Raw genomic sequence first — 16,151 nt, forward strand, 5'->3', positions numbered from 1 at the left:
ACCGCCGGGTTGCACCCATCGCCTCACCCAAAACCTGACCTCTAGACACCAGTCTCTAGGACACGCCGGGCAAGACGACATTTGAAAAGCCTGCCCTCCCGAACCAGATGGCGCGGGGTGTCGAGGTTCGAACCAAATCAGCCATTGCGCCGCGGCAAAGCGGCGTTAAAGCGAAATCCGGTCTTCACCCGTCTATGCAGGCTGTAAGATTAAGCCGTTGGAGAAACTTGAATTCCTTCGCGGGCGCCTGCAGTCTCGGACAGGATCGAGGCCATCCGGCAAGCCGAAAGACCCCTGCCGCAATCCACCGAAGCGATGAGTTTTCCTTCCTTTCGAGCAATCCAAGCGGATGTCCTGAAAGGAATGATCTCCTACCGTATCGGATTTTCGGAATGCGCGCACAGACGTGCCAGCTACGGCCAGCACGCCCGGAAGCCGTTGTTTAACGAGTCTTGCCGGGCTTGCCAAGAGCAAAATTCACACCAGTTTGCCGGCCCAGCCAAAGCAAAATTCCCGGGCAAAATTTTAGTCTGAAACCCGCCAAAATTTTTGATTCGCCCCGTCACACTGCCCTCCCCAGGCTCGTCTTGGCCGCAGGAGGTTCCCATGCGGCGTCAGATAGCGGCAGTTCTTGCGATACTGACCGTTCTTAACGGGCTGGCGATGCTTTTTGCCGGCCCCCTCTGGTACCAAAACGTTCCCGGCGTCACCGAGACCGGCCCCTTCAACCCGCATTTCGTGCAGGACGTCGGCGCAGCATTTCTGGTGGCCGGCCTTGCGCTGGCCGCGCGGGCATGGCGCCCGCGCTATTGGCCGGCAGCGGTCGCAGGCGCCGGCTTCCTCGCCGCGCACGGTCTGATCCACCTGGCGCTGATCGTTAGCGGGCACGTCCATCACGTCGCGTTCGACCTTGTCGCCGTGGTCCTGCCTTCCGCACTTGCCCTCTATTCCGCCTTTCCCAACCAAGGAGAAAAATATGCGTAGTTGGATCGCCCGCCGCAGTTTGCGTGCATTCGCCAAACGCTATGGTTACGACGTCAGCTATCTCGAAATGATGCTGAACGAATCGTCCTCTGCCTTCTTCAAGTTCGCGCCCGTCATGAAGGCGGCCGCGCACCGCGAGGCGGTCCCGACCGATGCCAGCTTCGCCGCCAAAATCGTCGGCGCGCTGGCGGAGGATTGCGGCCCGTGCACGCAACTGGTCGTGGATATGGCGCTCGAAGCGGGTATGCCCAAGGATCAGATCGAAGCGGTTCTTCGCCGCGATCCGCGCGCCATGAACGAGGCAACCACGCTCGGGTTCCGGTTTGCCGATGCCGTGGTACGCCGCTCCGCCAGTGACGATGAGTTTCGCGATGCCGTGCGCGCCCAATGGGGCCAGAAAGCCGTGATAGATCTGACACTGGCGCTGCAGCTCGGCCGCATGTTTCCGATGGTGAAAGCCGGGCTCGGCTATGCCAAGGAGTGCCGCCGTGTCTCGGTGAATGGGCACAATGTCGATGTCGTCAAACAGGCCGCATGACAACGACCCGCTGGCGCCCCATCGCGGGCGCTTGCTCGGGCTCGCCTATCGCATGCTCGGCAGCCGCAGCGATGCTGAAGACGTCGTGCAGGACGCCTATCTGCGCTTTGCCGGCGCGCAGGACGTCCGCAATGCGGAAGCGTTTCTCGTCACCGTCGTGACCCGGCTCTGCCTCGATCGCCTGAAGAGCGCGAAGGCGCAGCGGGAGATCTATATCGGGCCCTGGCTGCCGGAGCCCGTGTTCGACGCGGAAAGTCTGTCAGCCGAAGCCGCCACCGAACTGGCTGATGATCTATCGTTCGCCCTGTTGCTGGCGCTGGACCGGCTTTCTCCGATGGAGCGCGCGGCCTTCCTGCTTCACGATGTGTTCGACACGCCGTTTTCCGAAATCGCCGCGATGCTCGACCGTAGCGAGGCCGCCTGCCGTCAACTCGCCTCGCGCGCCCGCCGAGCGGTGCGCGACAACCGCCCGGCACCTGCGGCCGCGCCGGACAATCACGCGCGCCTCCTGCATGCTTTCAGCGAGGCGGTTTCGAGCGGCGATGTCAGCCGGCTGGCTGCATTGCTGCGCGAGGATGCGGTTGCGATCACCGATGGCGGCGGCCGCAAATTCGCGGCGCGCAATCCGATTGTTGGAAAAGACAGGGTTGCCCGCTTCTTCGTCGGCATTGCCGGCAAAACCGCCGGCCAGCAGGTCCGTATCGAGCCGGCTGTCATCAACGGCGCCATCGGCGCCCTACTCTATCTGGATGGCGAACTCGACCTCACCCTGAGCATGGCGATCGACGGCGAAAAAATCGCCGCGATCTATGTCGTCCGCAATCCCGACAAGCTGCGCCATCTTCCGGTTGCGGGAATGCATTGAGGTCAGCCGAGCACCACCTTGTACGGCAGCGGCTTGCCGGCGAAGAATGCGTCGAGATTGGCGAGTACGCAGTTCTGCATCGCCACATGCGACTCCAGCGTATGGCCGCCGATGTGCGGAGAGAGCACGACATTGGGCAGCGCCGTCAGGGCGTCCGGCGCATGCGGCTCTTTCGCGTAGACGTCGAGGCCTGCGCCGGCGATGGTCTGATCGGTCAGCGCCGCAATCAGCGCCGGCTGGTCGATGACCGAGCCGCGCGAAATATTGACGACGTAACCGTCCTTGCCGAGCTTGCGCAGAATATTGGCATCTACCGCGTGATGGGTGTCCGCGCCGGCCCGCACCGCGACCATCAGGACGCTGCACCACTCCGCAAGCGCATCCAGGCTCGGAAAATACCGATACGGCACATCGTGCTTGCTGCGGCTGAAATAGCCGACCTCGGTCTCGAAGGCGGCAACGCGCGCCGCGATCTTGCGGCCGATCTCGCCCATGCCGTAGATGCCGATATTGCGGCCAAGCATGCCCGCCTGCGGGCGCATCATCGGCGACGGCTTTGCGGCCGCCCAACTCCCAGCCCGCACATAGTCGTCGGCCACGAGCAGCCGTCGCGTGGCCGCCAGCATCAGGGTAACCGCGATATCGGCGACTGACGCCGCATTCGCGCCGGGGCTGTGACCGACGGCGATGTTACGTTTCGCCGCCGCGGCCAGATCGACGCCGTCATAGCCGGTGCCGTAGCAGATGATCGCGCCCAGCTTCGGCATCATGTCCATCGCCTCGGCGCGCAGCGGCGTGCCGCCCGCCGTGATCAGCGCACGAATGCTCGCGAGTTGATCGGCCGAGAACACCTCGTTGGGCGCCTTGCCCGCGGCGTTCAACAACTCGAAGCGTTCGCCAAAACGTTCCATCTGGGCCTTCGGAAAACGCGAATAGATCAGGACTTTCTCGGGCATTTCATTCCTGCCGGTTCAACCTTGCGGGTTGATCAATCGATTTGGCCTGCAGCACAACGCTTTGTGACTTACGCAAGCGGAGGTGCGCCAGATACTATGGTTCGGGGCCGCACACATCCGCAGTGAAGGAATGGCAGATGTTCGGAAGTTCCGGAATGAGCCGGCGCACCATGCTCTCCGCTCTGGTTGCAACACCGGCGCTTGCGGCCCTATCCAGGCCGGCCAATGCAGACTCCGTACCGGCCGTTGCACTCCGTCCCTCCTGCACGTTGACTCCGGCGTCCGTGCCGGGCCCGTTCTATTTCGATCCCAAATTGCTGCGCTCCGACATCACCGAAGGTCAGCCCGGCGTGCCGTTGCGGCTGCGCTTCGTCGTGATGGAAGCGGCGAACTGCGCGCCGGTGCAAGGCGCGCGCGTGGACGTGTGGCATACCCGTGCTGACGGGTCTTACTCCGGCTACCCCGGCCAGGGCGACACGCGGAACATCGATACCAGCGGCGGCACCTTCATGCGCGGCACCCAGATCGCGGACACGCGCGGCGAGGTGACATTCCGCAGCATCTATCCAGGATGGTACCCCGGCCGCACCGTACACGTGCACTTCAAGATTTTTCTCGACGACAAGAGCCTTCTCACCGGCCAGATGTACTTCCCCGACGCGCTCAGCCAATACATCTTCGGCAATGTCGGCGCGTACCGGCGGAAGGCCTCACGCAACACCTTCAACAGCAACGACGGACTGGCGCTGTCAGACGCGACGCGGGGTGGCTTCTGCGACATCAAGGAAGAGGCGGACCATTATCTGGCGACGCTGATCGTTGGCGTGAACCGCACCGCGGCCACTGTCATGGGCAACTCCCCGGCCCCACCCGTCCAGCCACGCGCCATTGTGCCGGGTATCGATCCCGCGAAGCAGCGAAACGGATAGAAGTCGATCCATTCCCAGGATCGCCAAACGCAAAAGGCGGAACCGGTTTCCCGATTCCGCCTTTGCTATTGATGTGTGACGCGTGGGCTAGCCGAGCAGCGTGCCCGGCTCGACCTTGACGCCCGGGCCCATGGTGGAGGAGACCGCCACGCGCTGGATATAGGTGCCCTTGGCGCCGGCCGGCTTTGCTTTCGCCACCGCGTCCGCAAGCGCTTTCACGTTCTGCACGAGCTTTTCCTCGGAGAACGACGCCTTGCCGACGCCGGCCTGCACGATGCCGGCCTTCTCGACGCGGAATTCGACCGAGCCGCCCTTTGCGCCCTTCACGGCTGACGTGACGTCCATGGTCACGGTACCGATCTTCGGGTTCGGCATCATGCCGCGCGGGCCGAGCACCTTACCGAGACGTCCGACCAGCGGCATCATGTCGGGGGTAGCGATACAACGATCGAAATCGATGTTGCCGCCCTGCACCTTCTCGACCAGATCTTCGGCGCCGACGACGTCAGCTCCCGCCGCCTTGGCTTCTTCCGCCTTTGCGCCGCGGGCGAACACGCCAACGCGCAGCGTGCGGCCGGTGCCGTTCGGCAGATTGACGACGCCGCGGACCATCTGGTCGGCATGGCGCGGGTCGACGCCGAGATTGATCGCGATCTCGATCGTCTCGTCGAACTTCGCCTTGGCGCGTTCCTTGACCATCTTGATGGCGTCCGCGAGCGGATAGAGCTTCTCGCGGTCGATGCCCTCACGGACCTTCTTCAAACGTTTTCCGATTGCCATGGTCCGTTACCCCGCAACTTCCAGACCCATCGAACGGGCGGAGCCCTCGACCATCTTCATGGCCGATTCGATGGTATCGCAATTGAGATCCTTCATCTTCTTCTCGGCGATCTCGCGCACCTGCGCTTTCGTCACCTGGCCGGCCTTGTCGCGGCCCGGAGCTTTCGAGCCGGACTGGATCTTGGCCGCCTGTTTGAGGAAATGGGACATCGGCGGCGTCTTCATCTCGAAGGTGAAGGAACGGTCCGCATAGATGGTGATGATCACCGGGATCGGGGTGTTCTTTTCTTCCTTCTGCGTCTGCGCGTTGAACGCCTTGCAGAATTCCATGATGTTGAGACCGCGCTGACCAAGCGCGGGACCGATCGGGGGCGACGGATTGGCCGCACCCGCCGGCACCTGAAGCTTCAGGTATCCGGTCACTTTCTTTGCCATTTACTGCTCCTCATGTTGCTCCGGACAATCCGGAAGCTTCACAGGACCGTGGTGCGGTTCGCATGACGGCTGGCGACCGTCAGTCCCCTTCCACGGCTCTTCTCAAGCGGCTTCGCCGCTTGCTCTCCTCGTCATGCCCGGGCTTTACCCGGGCATCATCTCCCTTCGAAAAGAGCCTTCTTGCGAAGGGCGATGAATTGCCGGGGCATCCGGAGCGAAGACGTGCTTCGCGCTTTTAGCCCGGCAAAGACGGCACCGATCAGACCTTCTCGACCTGACCGAATTCCAGTTCGACGGGCGTGGCGCGGCCGAAGATCGACACCGCGACCTTCACGCGCGAACGCGCCTCGTCAATTTCCTCAACCACGCCGGAGAACGACGCGAACGGTCCATCGGCCACGCGGACGTTCTCGCCGATTTCGAACGACACCGATGCCTTGGGCCGTTCGACGCCCTCCTGCACCTGGTGCAGGATCCGCATCGCCTCGGACTCGGAGATCGGCATCGGCTTGTTTTCGGCGCCGAGAAAGCCCGTGACCTTGGGCGTGTTCTTGATGAGGTGGAACGCCTCGTCGGTCAGCTTCATCTTCACCAGTACGTAGCCTGGGAAGAACTTGCGCTCGGCGTCGATTTTGCGGCCGCGGCGCACCTCGGTGACCTTTTCGGTCGGCACCAGCACCTGGTCGAACAGTTCCTCGAGGCCGCGCTGCTTCGCCTGCTCGCGGATCGATTCCGCGACCTTCTTCTCGAAGTTGGAATAGGCGTGAACGATATACCAGCGCTTGTCCATCGTAACGGTTCCGGTGCTCATCAGTGGACGCCCAGCAGGAAGGTGACGACGTTGCGGATGATCAAATCCGACATGAAGAAAAAGATCGAAGCCAATGCAACCATCACGAACACCATGATCGTGGTGATCGTCGTCTCGCGGCGGGTCGGCCAAGTGACCTTGGCGGTCTCCGAGCGCACTTCCTGCAGGAATTTGAACGGGCTGAAAGCCATCGTGGTTACCGCGTCCTTCGTGAGACGATTGTGATTTAAAGCGAATCCGAACAGCCCTCTTACGCCCAGCCCTCTCTCGAAGGATGAGCCGCCAAGCGGGCTCGATTGTTCGGGGGAATTCAAAGCCGCGCCGGATATCCGCATCAAGCGGGCCGGCAGCAGGTGGCGGGTATCTACTGCCGGCCGGTCAAAAGGTCAAGGTACGGCGTGCCGCGGCCCCCTCTCGGTTGGCTGAAACGGGGGCAGAGCCATTGGTTAACCGCCGGTACCAGATCGGCTCAAATGCCAACAAGGCCGCGATCCCGATTTTAAATGCTCTTGGGTATCCTGTTTGCGCCGCTGGGGAGTGAGACGACCATGGCACTGTTGGGCCAAGACTGCGAAAGACCTTCGGGCGAGACCGCGTGGACCATTCTGGACGCGGCAAACGACCTCGGCGACACCGTTACCGTCGACGCCTGTCGGAGGGTGATCGATGCCGACCTGCGCGGCGACACACCCGCCACGTCGGACATGGCGGTCCTTTCCGCGTTCTTCGGCTAGTTCTACAAGAGCGCCAAAGAATTGGGCCAAATCGTTGGCCTAACACCATTTTTCCATGCTGGCGCTCGCTGCCCTAGGACCCTACTTTCTCCCGGGCCGCATCCATTGCATCCCGGCCTGCCTGTTGCACCCGATCGGATAATTCGGCGCCGGCATCCCCGAGTTCCGCTTTGAGAGTGTCGGAGGCCTCTCTGACGCTTTGCGACACGGCGCCGGCACGGGCATTCACGTCCGCCTTCACCCTGTCGCTAAGCTCGCCTACCCACTCGTCCTCAACACGGGACTTGGCCAGCGCGCCGGCCACCGTGGCGCCGATCGCCAGGCCGACGGCACCGAGGACTAACGGCTGTCGTTCAAGGAGATCCGAAAGCGACGATTGCGCCTGCGCAAGGGTTTCCTTCCGCGGCAGTGCCCGGCCCAGCCGGTCCCACATCTGCCGTGCACCCGTAACGCTTTCGTCGAACCGATCGCTGATCGTGTCCGCCGCGTCCGAGATGGCGTCGGAAGCCCCGCTTCTCGCATTGCGAACCGTCTCATTGATGCCTCGTGAGGCTTCGTCCTGCATTCGGGAGGTTCGATCCCGGATGGATTCGTAGCTGTTCTCGAATTTCGAGGCAGCGGCCCGTTGACCGCGCGCAGCCGTATCGGCAAGTGGCGCGGCAGCGGCTCTGACCGAATTCGCCGCGTTCTTCAACTTCTCATCGCCGATGAGTAACCAAAGTGCGCCGCCTCCGATCAAGACCGCGGCAAGCGGGTTGTCGCGGGCAGCAGCCGTCAGCCCTTCCAGGAAACTCTCCTGTGTTCCACTCATCGCACCATTCCCTTCATGGTATCCTTGTCCTTTTCGAGCTGCCGCAGCGTTTCGCGCGGCGCCAGGTTGCGCGTGTCCAGCCGGTTCATGCCGATCGCAAACAAAATCGCCGCAACCACCGCGGCCACGACCGCGGAGATCAGATAGGAGACCGGCTGCGACCATCCACCGGCTATCAGGGCGGCTGAAAGCGCAAACAGCGCCATGACGATCGCAGGAATGACGAGGACGGCGCCGGCCGCGACTAGACCAACGGCGACACCGATTTGCTGAACCTTCTCGCCAAGCTCAGCCTTGGCGAGATCGACTTCGTTTTGAAACAACTTGGCGAATTGCGAAAGCGCATCGCCCAGGAGGCTCGAGATCGTCCGAATATCCGTTTTGGTGCTCATGACGCCTCTTCCCTATATGATGATGGTGAGGAAGAAGTCTGGTTTCCGGACGCCTTCAGAAAGCGGACCGCGGCGAAACCGGCAAGCACCGAGAGCCCGAGAAAAGCCGCAGGCTGCCGCCTCGCAAAGTCCGTGGCGCCATCGACGAGATCGCGGAGAGTCCCGCTGCGGATCTTATCGGCGGCCTCGTCGACATATTCAGCCGCGGAATTGATACTGCGGGCGGCGAACGGTGCGTCATTCTCGAAGGCGCGCGCCGCGTTCCGGATATCGCCGGCAAGCCGGCTGACGAAATCCGCGCCCGTACGCTGTTGTTCGCCGGCCTTATCCTGGAGGCGATCCGCAGTTCCTGATGCCACGTCCTTGGCGGCATCCGCGGCTTCCTTGAATTTGTCGCGCGCCATATCCGTCGACGCCCTCAGCGCATCGCCGGCGCGCTGCTTCATCTCTGCGCCGGCATCCGCGGCCTGGTCCTTCAAATCTTGGGGCGAGGTCGTTGTATTCTGGTCCTGAGAGGAATTCGCGTTGCGGGTGTTGAGGTCCAAATCGCTCATGGCGGCCTCTTTTTCAGCTATTCGGGTTACGGGAAGGATCAAATGCCGTCGTCACGACGTCGTCAGCCACTTCTTGGAGCCTCTCGGTCACGCCCTCGGTGATCCGACTTGCGTGCTTGCCGAGGTCAGCGTCGGAAACGCTTTTTGCCGCGGCGTCTGCGGCGGACATGGCGGCATCTTTGGCCGCGTCAAATCCGGATTGGGCTGCGGTGCCGGCGGCTTGCTTCACCCGGTCGCTCGCTTTGCCCATCACGCCCGCCTCCACCCTGGTACTGGGGAGCGAAGCAGCAAGGATCGCACCAATCGCCACTCCAAGACCGCCGATCAAGGCAGCGTTGTCTCGGATCACCTTGCTTGCTGCCGCTGGAGTGGCAGTTACCGCGTCTTTTGCGGTGGAGCGAGCACGGTCCATCGTATCTCTTGCCCTTTCCATCGTATCTTTTGCCATTTCCGATGCGGCATCCATGCCGGCCCGGGCTTTGCCGGCAAGGGCATCGGCGGTCTCACCTGCACGATCCCTTAGATCGCCAGCCGTTCCGCCCGCGGCATTCTGTGCTTCGCTAGCCACACCGGTCGCCTGGCTCCCTGCGTGGGACATCGCTTTTCGCATGCCATCCCCGAGGGACTGCGCGCGTGCCGCAGTCTCGTCCATCACTTCCTTGGCCTTTTCGATGCCAGGCGCGGCTGCATCCGCAGCGGCGGCGCGGACGCTCTTTGAACTCAGGGCGAGCCCTGCGCCGATCATCAGGAGCGGGACCGGAAAACCGCGGGCCAACCGCAGCGCCGGGACCGCAATCGCGGTGCCGGCGGCAATCGCCTGCATCGGGTTTTCCATGGCTTGCTGCCTGAGCGTGCCAAGCCAGTTCTGGGTCTTGTGACTGATGAACCCGGACACCTCCGCCTTGATGCCATCCGGCGAAACCTTGTAGCGGATATCTTCTGCAGTATCGGCGATGTGTTCCCTCAGCCGATCGACGGTCGCCGCAAGCTGCGCGCGGCTTTGCTCGGAGTCCCGTCGTAGCTCCTCTACGGATCGTGTCATGTCGTCACCGCCCTGTGGGTTCGTTGGTTTTGGAGACGAACTCACGCCCTATTGAAATGTTCCTCGCGGTCACGGCGCGTGGCGGGACTGTGCTCATCATCGATCGCCTTCGTCTGTTCGGCACCGAAGAGAAGAAGTCTGCGCACAGCAAATTAATGACGATGGATCAGCCCTCGCACCTAAGGCCGAACTCGGGGCCGCGCGGCTGACGAAAATCCGATGAGCTATTTGCTCACGACGAACAGTGGGACTGTGACAAATGCGCCCAGGAGAAGATGGCGCCGGTAGATCGTCGTATCGGGGCGCCCGTAGACCACTACGAATGACAACGTGAATATCACCGGTGGCAGCAACAAATCGCACTTCAGCGATGCGACGTCAGGAATCAAAGCCAGCCCCCAAGGAGCGCAGGCTCGGAACCGGCGATCGAGGTGTGTTGCGAGCGCCCATAAGTTCGGTTTGCCGGAATTCACAAAGTCCGCCTGCACTTCCTGGTGCGGTCCAGGGCAGTCCTCATGTTCGGGATGGCCTGTTTGCCCTTTGCGGCGGTCATGACACTAGCCGAGCTGAGACCGGAACTTCAGAAGGTGTTTCCGCGCGTTCTGTTCGAAGCCTTCAACCTGAACGATCAGCCCAATCTGGCGCCCTATCTCTTCCGTCACCTCGCCATCCTGATCATCCTGGCGCGCGCTTCGTACCAATGATGCGGCGAGACTGCACGCCACCATCTGGACGCCTCTGGTCAAGTGCGGCCAGCAACCCTCGAAGTGTTTGCGGTCGGCATCTAGCTTTCGTTAATCGGGCATTTTGTCCTGACGACCACTTCGGACGGGGATGATCGCGCAACTGCTGGTTGGAACAGCCGGCTCCATCATGACGGCTGTCGCCTACGACCGGTCAAGCGCGTTGAAAAAAATGGGCCCACGCCCATGCTGGTCTGCCGATCACGGACAAATCCCACGCGATCGCCGGCGAGTTGGCCCGGCCGGCTGAATGATCAGCGTTGGCGTTGTTGATCTGACGCTCCGCAAAGGCGGGGGACGGCGCGAATCAATCCGGGAAAGGATCGCCGGCCATTCTCGAAACTCAGCGTAAGTATTTGATTTAGTTGGCAGGAGTGGCAGGGCTCGAACCTGCGACCCCCGGTTTTGGAGACCGGTGCTCTACCAATTGAGCTACACTCCTGCAGGGAACCGGCATGCGCGGCCGGTTCGCGCCGTTTCAAGCATAGGGCATGCCCCGATTGCAAGGGCGAAGCGGCTACCGCCCTATCCAAAGCACGCCTTCTGCGCCAGACTTGATCGCCACAACAATAAGCGCAACGGGAGATAACATGAACGCGCAGACCGCCGCCTGCCAGACAGCCACACCCCAGACCCCTTCTCTCCCGCAGGCGAAGCCGCAAACCATCGGCCTCTCGAGTGTCCGCTTGGAGCGGATTTCGGATGCCTTCAAGCGCGAGGTCGACAAGGGAACCCTCCCCGGCGCCACGGTCATGGTGGCTCGGCGCGGACAGATCGGCTGGTTCGATACGATCGGCCGTCAGAGCCCGGCGGCAGCCACACCGATGGCGCATGACAGCATCTTCCGCATCTTCTCGATGACCAAGCCGATCGTTTCCGTCGGCATCATGATGCTGGTCGAGGACGGCCACTTCATTCTGGGCGATCCCGTCGCAAAGTTCATTCCGGAGTTTGCCGACCAGAAGGTCGGTGTCGAGAACAACGGCAAGCTCGACCTCATCCCGGTGAAGCGGCAGATGACCGTTCAGGACCTGCTGCGGCACACCTCCGGCCTGACCTACGACCACACGGGTAACGGCCTGGTCCAGCAGCTCTATCAGCAGTCTCGGCTGCGCAGCCGGAAGATCACCAACGCCGAACACGCGACCATGATCGCCGGCATGCCGCTGATCTGCCAGCCCGGCGCGGAGTGGCACTACAGCCGCTCGACCGACGTCCTCGGCCGAATAATCGAGGTCGTCTCCGGAAAATCGCTTGGCGCGTTCCTGACGGAACGCATCCTGGCGCCGCTCCAGATGGCCGAGACCGCGTTCCATACACCAGAAGCGAATGCCGGCCGCCTGGCGGAACCGTTCCCGACCGATCCGTGGAACGGCGACAAGGTGCAGCTCTTCAACATGCTCGAGAAGCCCGCGATGGAATCCGGCGGCGGCGGGCTGGTCTCGACCATGATGGACTATGCGCGGTTCTGCCAGATGTTGCTCAACGGCGGCTCGCTCGACGGCAGCAGGATCATCGGCCCCAAGATGCTGGAGCTGATGGCATCCAATCATCTCTCCCCGACCGTGAAGGTCGACTCGCCGCTGATGCCGCCCGGTCATGGTTTCGGCCTCGGCTTCGCGGTCCGTACACATCAGGGGATGGCGCCGTTCCCGGGTTCGCTCGGCCAGTTCTTCTGGAGCGGGATGGCTGGCACGTTCTTCTTCATCGATCCGGCGGAAGAGCTGTTCACGGTCTTCATGATGCAGGGCCCCGGCCAGCGCGAATATATCCGCAACATGCTGCGGGATTTGGTGTACGCGGCTGTCGAGTAAGGTCTCGTGCCCCGGACGCGACGCAGCGCGAAGTGATGCGTCGCTGAGCCGGGCCTCATCGGTGTGCTGGGATGCATGGTCCCCCCTCCGCGGAGCAGCGCTGCGCGCTGCACCGCGTCCGGGACACATCCTCAACTGATCGTAGCACCACCATCGATCACGATGGTCTGGCCAGTCATGAAGTCACCGGCCTTCGATCCCATCAGCACCGCGGCGCCCGCGATCTCGTCGGGCACGCCGATGCGCAAGAGCGGCGAGCGCGCGGTGGAAGCCTTCAGCGTCTCTGGATTATCCCACAGCGCTTTCGCGAAATCGGTCTTGATCAGACCGGGCGCGATGCAGTTCACGCGAATATTGTGCTTGCCGTATTCGCAGGCCAGATTGCGCGCGAGTTGCATGTCGGCCGCCTTCGAGATCGCGTAGGCGCCGAGCACGGTCGAACCCTTCAGGCCGCCGATCGAGGAGACGATGATGATCGAGCCGTCCTTGCGCTCGATCATCTGCGGCACCACCATGTTGATCAGCCAGTTGTTGGCGACGATGTTGTTGTCCAGGATCTTGCGGAACTGGTCATCGGAAATGCCGGCGAGCGGACCGTAATAGGGATTGGACGCGGCGTTGCAAACCAGCACGTCGATCTTGCCGAAGGCACGGTTGGATTCATCGACGAGATTTTGCAGGTTTTCCTTGTTCGAGATGTTCGCGGCGATCGCAACCGCCGTCCCCTTGCCGAACTTGTCGTTAATCTCCTTGGCGACCTGATCGCAAACATCCTGCTTGCGCGAGGAGATCACGACCTTGGCGCCATGCTCGGCCATGCGCTCGGCGATGGCGCGGCCGATGCCACGCGTGGAGCCGGTGATGACGGCGACTTTCCCGGTCATATCGAACAAGCTCATGTCTCTCTCCCGATGTTGATCCAGCGCGATGCCGGTTTCGTCTTCAATTCGAACTAAGCAGCGTTTGCAGCTTTCGACAACCGAGCATCATGCGAGCTTGGTCGACGGCGGCTCGATCTCCGGTCCAGCCGGCTGATGCATCGCATTGTGCGAAGCATCCGCCATCCAAGGCTGCTGGTTGACCATCGGCAGCCGCCAGCCGGTGTGGCCCTCGCTAGCGAGATGATCGAGCCGCGTCACCGAACAATTGTCGATATCGAAGACCAGGCCCTTTTCGGGCTGGCCGCCGAGCGCAAGGCCGACCGCGGCCCTGATCGTGCCGCCATGCGCCACGACGATCACGTCCCTGCCCGCCTGTTCGAGATTGATGCGCTCGATGGCGGAGCAGACGCGATTGTAGAGGTCCAGAAAACTCTCGCCGCCGGGCGCGGCCTCATCGATGGCGCCGAACCAATGGCTGCCGATCGGCCGGCTCGCGAGGAATGCGGCACGATTCATGCCCTGCCACTCGCCAAGATGCTGCTCGGCGAACGCGTTCACGTGCGGCATCTCCATCGGCTTGGGAAAACCGGCTTCCCAGATCGCATGCGCGGTCTGATGCGTGCGCTTCAGATTGCTTGCATACCAGACCGCGTTGCGCGGCAGGATTTTTCCGACCGCCTCGAATACAACGCGATCGCTGCAGTCGCAGCCCAGATCCTTCTGGCCGTAAATGCAACCGCCGTCCTCGCGAACCGGCGCGTGGCGTACCCACCACCATCGCGTCGTAACCAGTCGCGATTTGTCTGCATTGGACATCGCCAAAACCCTTCAATACTGTTCGTTGTCGCTGTACGTCAGAGCACGCATTGTCTCAAGTGACTCTGACGTTTGAAATCTTGTTTGAATTCCGCAAGGCGGCAGACGCCAGCGCGCATAACACGGTAAGGGAGAATCTCATGGGCCGCCTCGAAGGCAAATCCGTCGTCATCACAGGTGCCGGAAGCGGCATCGGGCGTGCAGCATCGGTGCTGTTCTCCAGGGAAGGCGCGAAGCTCGTCATCGTCGACCGCGCTGAGGGCGTGAAGGAAACCGCCAAGCTCGTCAGCGATGGCGGCGGCGCGGTCGAGGCTGTCATGGCGGATGCCGGTTCGGAAGCCGACGTGAAGGCGTTCATCGACAAGGCGGTTGCGAAATACGGCAGGCTCGATGCGATCTGGGCCAATGCCGGCGTTAGCGGCGGGCTGGTGCCGCTGGCCGAGCAGACCGTCGAACACTGGCAGGAAGTTTTGCGCATCAATCTGATCGGGCCGTTCCTCGCGATCAAGCATTCGATGCCGCACATGATCCGGCAGCAGTCCGGCTCGATCGTCTGCACCGCGTCTGTCGCGGGTCTGAAGGCCGGCGCCAGCGGTCATCCCTATGGCGCGAGCAAGGCCGGCGTCATCAGCCTGGTGCAGACCACCGCCTACTCGCTTTCCGGTACCGGCGTGCGCATCAACGCGATCTGCCCGGGCCTGATCGAGACCGGCATGACCAAGCCGGTATTCGACCGCGCCAAGGAGCGCGGCACCCAGGACAAGATCGGCCAGCTCAATCCCTTGAAGCGCGCCGGCCAGCCGCACGAACTCGCGGCGATGGGATTGTTCCTTGCGAGCGATGACGCCTCCTACGTCAATGGCCAGGCCATCCCGGTCGATGGCGGCCTCACGGCGTCGATGCCGTATACCGGCAAGCCGATCTAGCGATGACCTCGTGTCCCGGACGCGCCACAAGCGCGTTCACGCGCGTCTTCGACGCGCTATGGCGGTGCGCCGCAGAGCCGGGGCCCATTACTTCCGCGGCGTCTGACAGGTATGGGTCCCGGCGCTGCGGCGCGTCACTGCCTGCCGCACCGCGTCCGGGACGCGAGACTGATGTTCTACGCTGCGGTCGCAAGCAGGTCCTTTTGCCGGTTAACGCTCACAACCCATCCGGCGGCAGGCCGGATGATTCTGCCGCCAGCGTGCGGTGGCGGATGCGTTCGCGGTAGAAGGCATAGAGGCCGGACAGCACGATGATCGAAGCGCCCAGCACCATCATTGCATCGGGTACGTCGCCGAACACGAGATAACCGAGCAGCATCGCCCATAGCAGTGCGGAATAGCGGAACGGCGCCACCGCCGAGATGTCACCCGAGCGCAGCGCGGAGATGATGCATTGATAGCCGATCAGCAGCAGTACCGCGGCCAGCGCCTGCAGGCCAAGCGCATTAGTGGACGGCGGCGTCCAGCCGCCGAGCGGAACGAGGATGACGCCACCGGCCGCCGTCACCGTGACAGTCGTCAGCAAGGTGATGAACAGCGACGGGATTTTTGCGGGTATGCGCCGGGTGGCGAGGTCGCGTAGCGCACAGAAGGCGACCGACACCAGCGCGAACAGCGCGAACTGGTTGAAGCCCGCCAGGCCCGGCCGCACGATGATGAGCACGCCGATAAAGCCTGCGACGATCGCCGACCACCGCCGCCATCCGACCGGCTCGCCAAATATTACGGCGGCGCCGAGCGTGATGGCCAGTGGCAGCGCCTGGAAGATCGCCGAGGTGTTGGCGAGCGGCAGATGCACGAGCGCCGCCATGAACGAGATCGTGCCGCCGATCTCCCCGAGCACCCTGAGCGCCACCGGTTTGATCATTAACGTGCGTAACGGGCGTAGCGCGTCCTGATGGTACGCGAACGCCGCGACCAGCACGATCGCAAACAGCCCGCGCACCAGCATCACCTGGCCGAAGTTCATTTCTGACGATACCGCCTTGGTGACGGAGTCGTTCATGGTGAACGCCGCCATGGATACCGCCATGAGCAGGCTGCCGCGGATATTCGGTGAGAGTGCCAAGTCGGTTAGTC

The 16,151-nt window shown here is 62.6% G+C and carries 20 protein-coding genes and 1 tRNA gene; 8 read left to right on the forward strand and 13 right to left on the reverse strand.

The window, feature by feature from the left end:
• Positions 1-606 precede the first annotated feature (606 nt).
• From HCN58_RS03830 to HCN58_RS03840, 3 genes are read left to right on the forward strand one after another with little or no spacing between them, the layout of a single operon-like run.
• Positions 607-984, forward strand: coding sequence for a hypothetical protein (locus tag HCN58_RS03830; RefSeq protein WP_171578061.1), 378 nt, complete (start codon positions 607-609; stop codon positions 982-984).
• Positions 977-1,522 carry a carboxymuconolactone decarboxylase family protein gene (locus tag HCN58_RS03835; RefSeq protein ID WP_171578062.1) on the forward strand — a complete coding sequence of 182 codons (546 nt, stop codon included), beginning with the start codon at positions 977-979 and terminating at the stop codon, positions 1,520-1,522. The genes HCN58_RS03830 and HCN58_RS03835 overlap by 8 nt, the downstream gene beginning before the upstream one ends.
• Positions 1,500-2,387: a sigma-70 family RNA polymerase sigma factor gene (locus tag HCN58_RS03840; RefSeq protein WP_210265866.1), complete on the forward strand. Its 888-nt coding sequence runs from the start codon at positions 1,500-1,502 to the stop codon at positions 2,385-2,387. Before HCN58_RS03835 ends, HCN58_RS03840 begins: the two co-directional genes overlap by 23 nt.
• 2 nt (positions 2,388-2,389) lie before the next feature.
• On the opposite strand, the gene HCN58_RS03845 is transcribed toward HCN58_RS03840, so the two are convergent.
• Positions 2,390-3,343, reverse strand: a complete 954-nt coding sequence (locus HCN58_RS03845; protein ID WP_171578064.1) for a 2-hydroxyacid dehydrogenase — start codon at positions 3,341-3,343, stop codon at positions 2,390-2,392.
• Between the two features lie 137 nt (positions 3,344-3,480).
• On the opposite strand from HCN58_RS03845, the gene HCN58_RS03850 reads away from it, so the two are divergent.
• On the forward strand, positions 3,481-4,272 hold the full coding sequence (locus HCN58_RS03850; protein WP_235983358.1) for an intradiol ring-cleavage dioxygenase: 792 nt from the start codon (positions 3,481-3,483) through the stop codon (positions 4,270-4,272).
• 87 nt (positions 4,273-4,359) lie between these two features.
• Here HCN58_RS03850 and rplA read toward each other — a convergent pair whose 3' ends face one another.
• From rplA to secE, 4 genes are all read right to left on the reverse strand, one after another.
• Positions 4,360-5,052 (reverse strand): 50S ribosomal protein L1, encoded by a 693-nt coding sequence (rplA, locus tag HCN58_RS03855; protein WP_171578065.1) that lies wholly within the window; start codon positions 5,050-5,052, stop codon positions 4,360-4,362.
• Between the two features lie 6 nt (positions 5,053-5,058).
• The gene (rplK, locus tag HCN58_RS03860; protein WP_171578066.1) at positions 5,059-5,487 is read right to left on the reverse strand and encodes a 50S ribosomal protein L11; all 429 of its coding nucleotides are present in this window, start codon (positions 5,485-5,487) and stop codon (positions 5,059-5,061) included.
• 259 nt (positions 5,488-5,746) lie between these two features.
• Complete coding sequence (nusG, locus tag HCN58_RS03865) at positions 5,747-6,277, reverse strand: transcription termination/antitermination protein NusG (RefSeq protein WP_057849226.1); 531 nt, start codon at positions 6,275-6,277, stop codon at positions 5,747-5,749.
• A gap of 20 nt (positions 6,278-6,297) precedes the next feature.
• A complete protein-coding gene (gene secE, locus HCN58_RS03870; protein WP_171578067.1) occupies positions 6,298-6,489 on the reverse strand; it encodes a preprotein translocase subunit SecE in 192 nt (63 codons plus the stop codon).
• 357 nt (positions 6,490-6,846) lie between these two features.
• Between secE and HCN58_RS03875 the strand changes: the two genes are divergently transcribed.
• Entirely contained in the window at positions 6,847-7,032 is a 186-nt protein-coding gene (locus tag HCN58_RS03875) for a hypothetical protein (protein WP_171578614.1), read from the forward strand.
• A gap of 73 nt (positions 7,033-7,105) precedes the next feature.
• On the opposite strand, the gene HCN58_RS03880 is transcribed toward HCN58_RS03875, so the two are convergent.
• From HCN58_RS03880 to HCN58_RS03895, 4 genes are all read right to left on the reverse strand, one after another.
• Complete coding sequence (locus HCN58_RS03880) at positions 7,106-7,726, reverse strand: hypothetical protein (RefSeq protein WP_311966766.1); 621 nt, start codon at positions 7,724-7,726, stop codon at positions 7,106-7,108.
• A gap of 113 nt (positions 7,727-7,839) precedes the next feature.
• A complete protein-coding gene (locus HCN58_RS03885; RefSeq protein WP_171578069.1) occupies positions 7,840-8,235 on the reverse strand; it encodes a phage holin family protein in 396 nt (131 codons plus the stop codon).
• Positions 8,232-8,789, reverse strand: coding sequence for a hypothetical protein (locus HCN58_RS03890; protein WP_171578070.1), 558 nt, complete (start codon positions 8,787-8,789; stop codon positions 8,232-8,234). Before HCN58_RS03890 ends, HCN58_RS03885 begins: the two co-directional genes overlap by 4 nt.
• 13 nt (positions 8,790-8,802) lie before the next feature.
• A complete protein-coding gene (locus tag HCN58_RS03895; protein WP_311966767.1) occupies positions 8,803-9,876 on the reverse strand; it encodes a DUF3618 domain-containing protein in 1,074 nt (357 codons plus the stop codon).
• 449 nt (positions 9,877-10,325) lie between these two features.
• Here HCN58_RS03895 and opgC point away from each other — a divergent pair, with 449 nt between their 5' ends.
• On the forward strand, positions 10,326-10,535 hold the full coding sequence (opgC, locus tag HCN58_RS03900; protein ID WP_311966768.1) for an OpgC domain-containing protein: 210 nt from the start codon (positions 10,326-10,328) through the stop codon (positions 10,533-10,535).
• A 405-nt stretch (positions 10,536-10,940) separates the two neighbouring features.
• Here opgC and HCN58_RS03905 read toward each other — a convergent pair.
• Positions 10,941-11,016 (reverse strand) — tRNA-Trp (locus HCN58_RS03905).
• 148 nt (positions 11,017-11,164) lie between these two features.
• On the opposite strand from HCN58_RS03905, the gene HCN58_RS03910 reads away from it, so the two are divergent.
• Positions 11,165-12,388 carry a serine hydrolase domain-containing protein gene (locus tag HCN58_RS03910; RefSeq protein WP_171578072.1) on the forward strand — a complete coding sequence of 408 codons (1,224 nt, stop codon included), beginning with the start codon at positions 11,165-11,167 and terminating at the stop codon, positions 12,386-12,388.
• 131 nt (positions 12,389-12,519) lie between these two features.
• On the opposite strand, the gene HCN58_RS03915 is transcribed toward HCN58_RS03910, so the two are convergent.
• Together HCN58_RS03915 and HCN58_RS03920 are read right to left on the reverse strand one after the other, a co-directional pair.
• On the reverse strand, positions 12,520-13,287 hold the full coding sequence (locus HCN58_RS03915) for an SDR family NAD(P)-dependent oxidoreductase (protein WP_171578073.1): 768 nt from the start codon (positions 13,285-13,287) through the stop codon (positions 12,520-12,522).
• Positions 13,288-13,374: 87 nt separating this feature from the next.
• Complete coding sequence (locus HCN58_RS03920) at positions 13,375-14,085, reverse strand: histidine phosphatase family protein (RefSeq protein ID WP_171578074.1); 711 nt, start codon at positions 14,083-14,085, stop codon at positions 13,375-13,377.
• Positions 14,086-14,225: 140 nt separating this feature from the next.
• Here HCN58_RS03920 and HCN58_RS03925 point away from each other — a divergent pair, with 140 nt between their 5' ends.
• Positions 14,226-15,011: an SDR family NAD(P)-dependent oxidoreductase gene (locus tag HCN58_RS03925; RefSeq protein WP_171578075.1), complete on the forward strand. Its 786-nt coding sequence runs from the start codon at positions 14,226-14,228 to the stop codon at positions 15,009-15,011.
• 217 nt (positions 15,012-15,228) lie between these two features.
• Here the strand turns inward: HCN58_RS03925 and HCN58_RS03930 are convergent, their stop codons facing one another.
• Positions 15,229-16,140 (reverse strand): DMT family transporter, encoded by a 912-nt coding sequence (locus tag HCN58_RS03930; protein ID WP_171578076.1) that lies wholly within the window; start codon positions 16,138-16,140, stop codon positions 15,229-15,231.
• Positions 16,141-16,151 lie beyond the last annotated feature (11 nt).

Origin of the sequence: Bradyrhizobium australiense (assembly GCF_013114825.1) — a bacterium.
Taxonomy (GTDB): domain Bacteria; phylum Pseudomonadota; class Alphaproteobacteria; order Rhizobiales; family Xanthobacteraceae; genus Bradyrhizobium; species Bradyrhizobium australiense.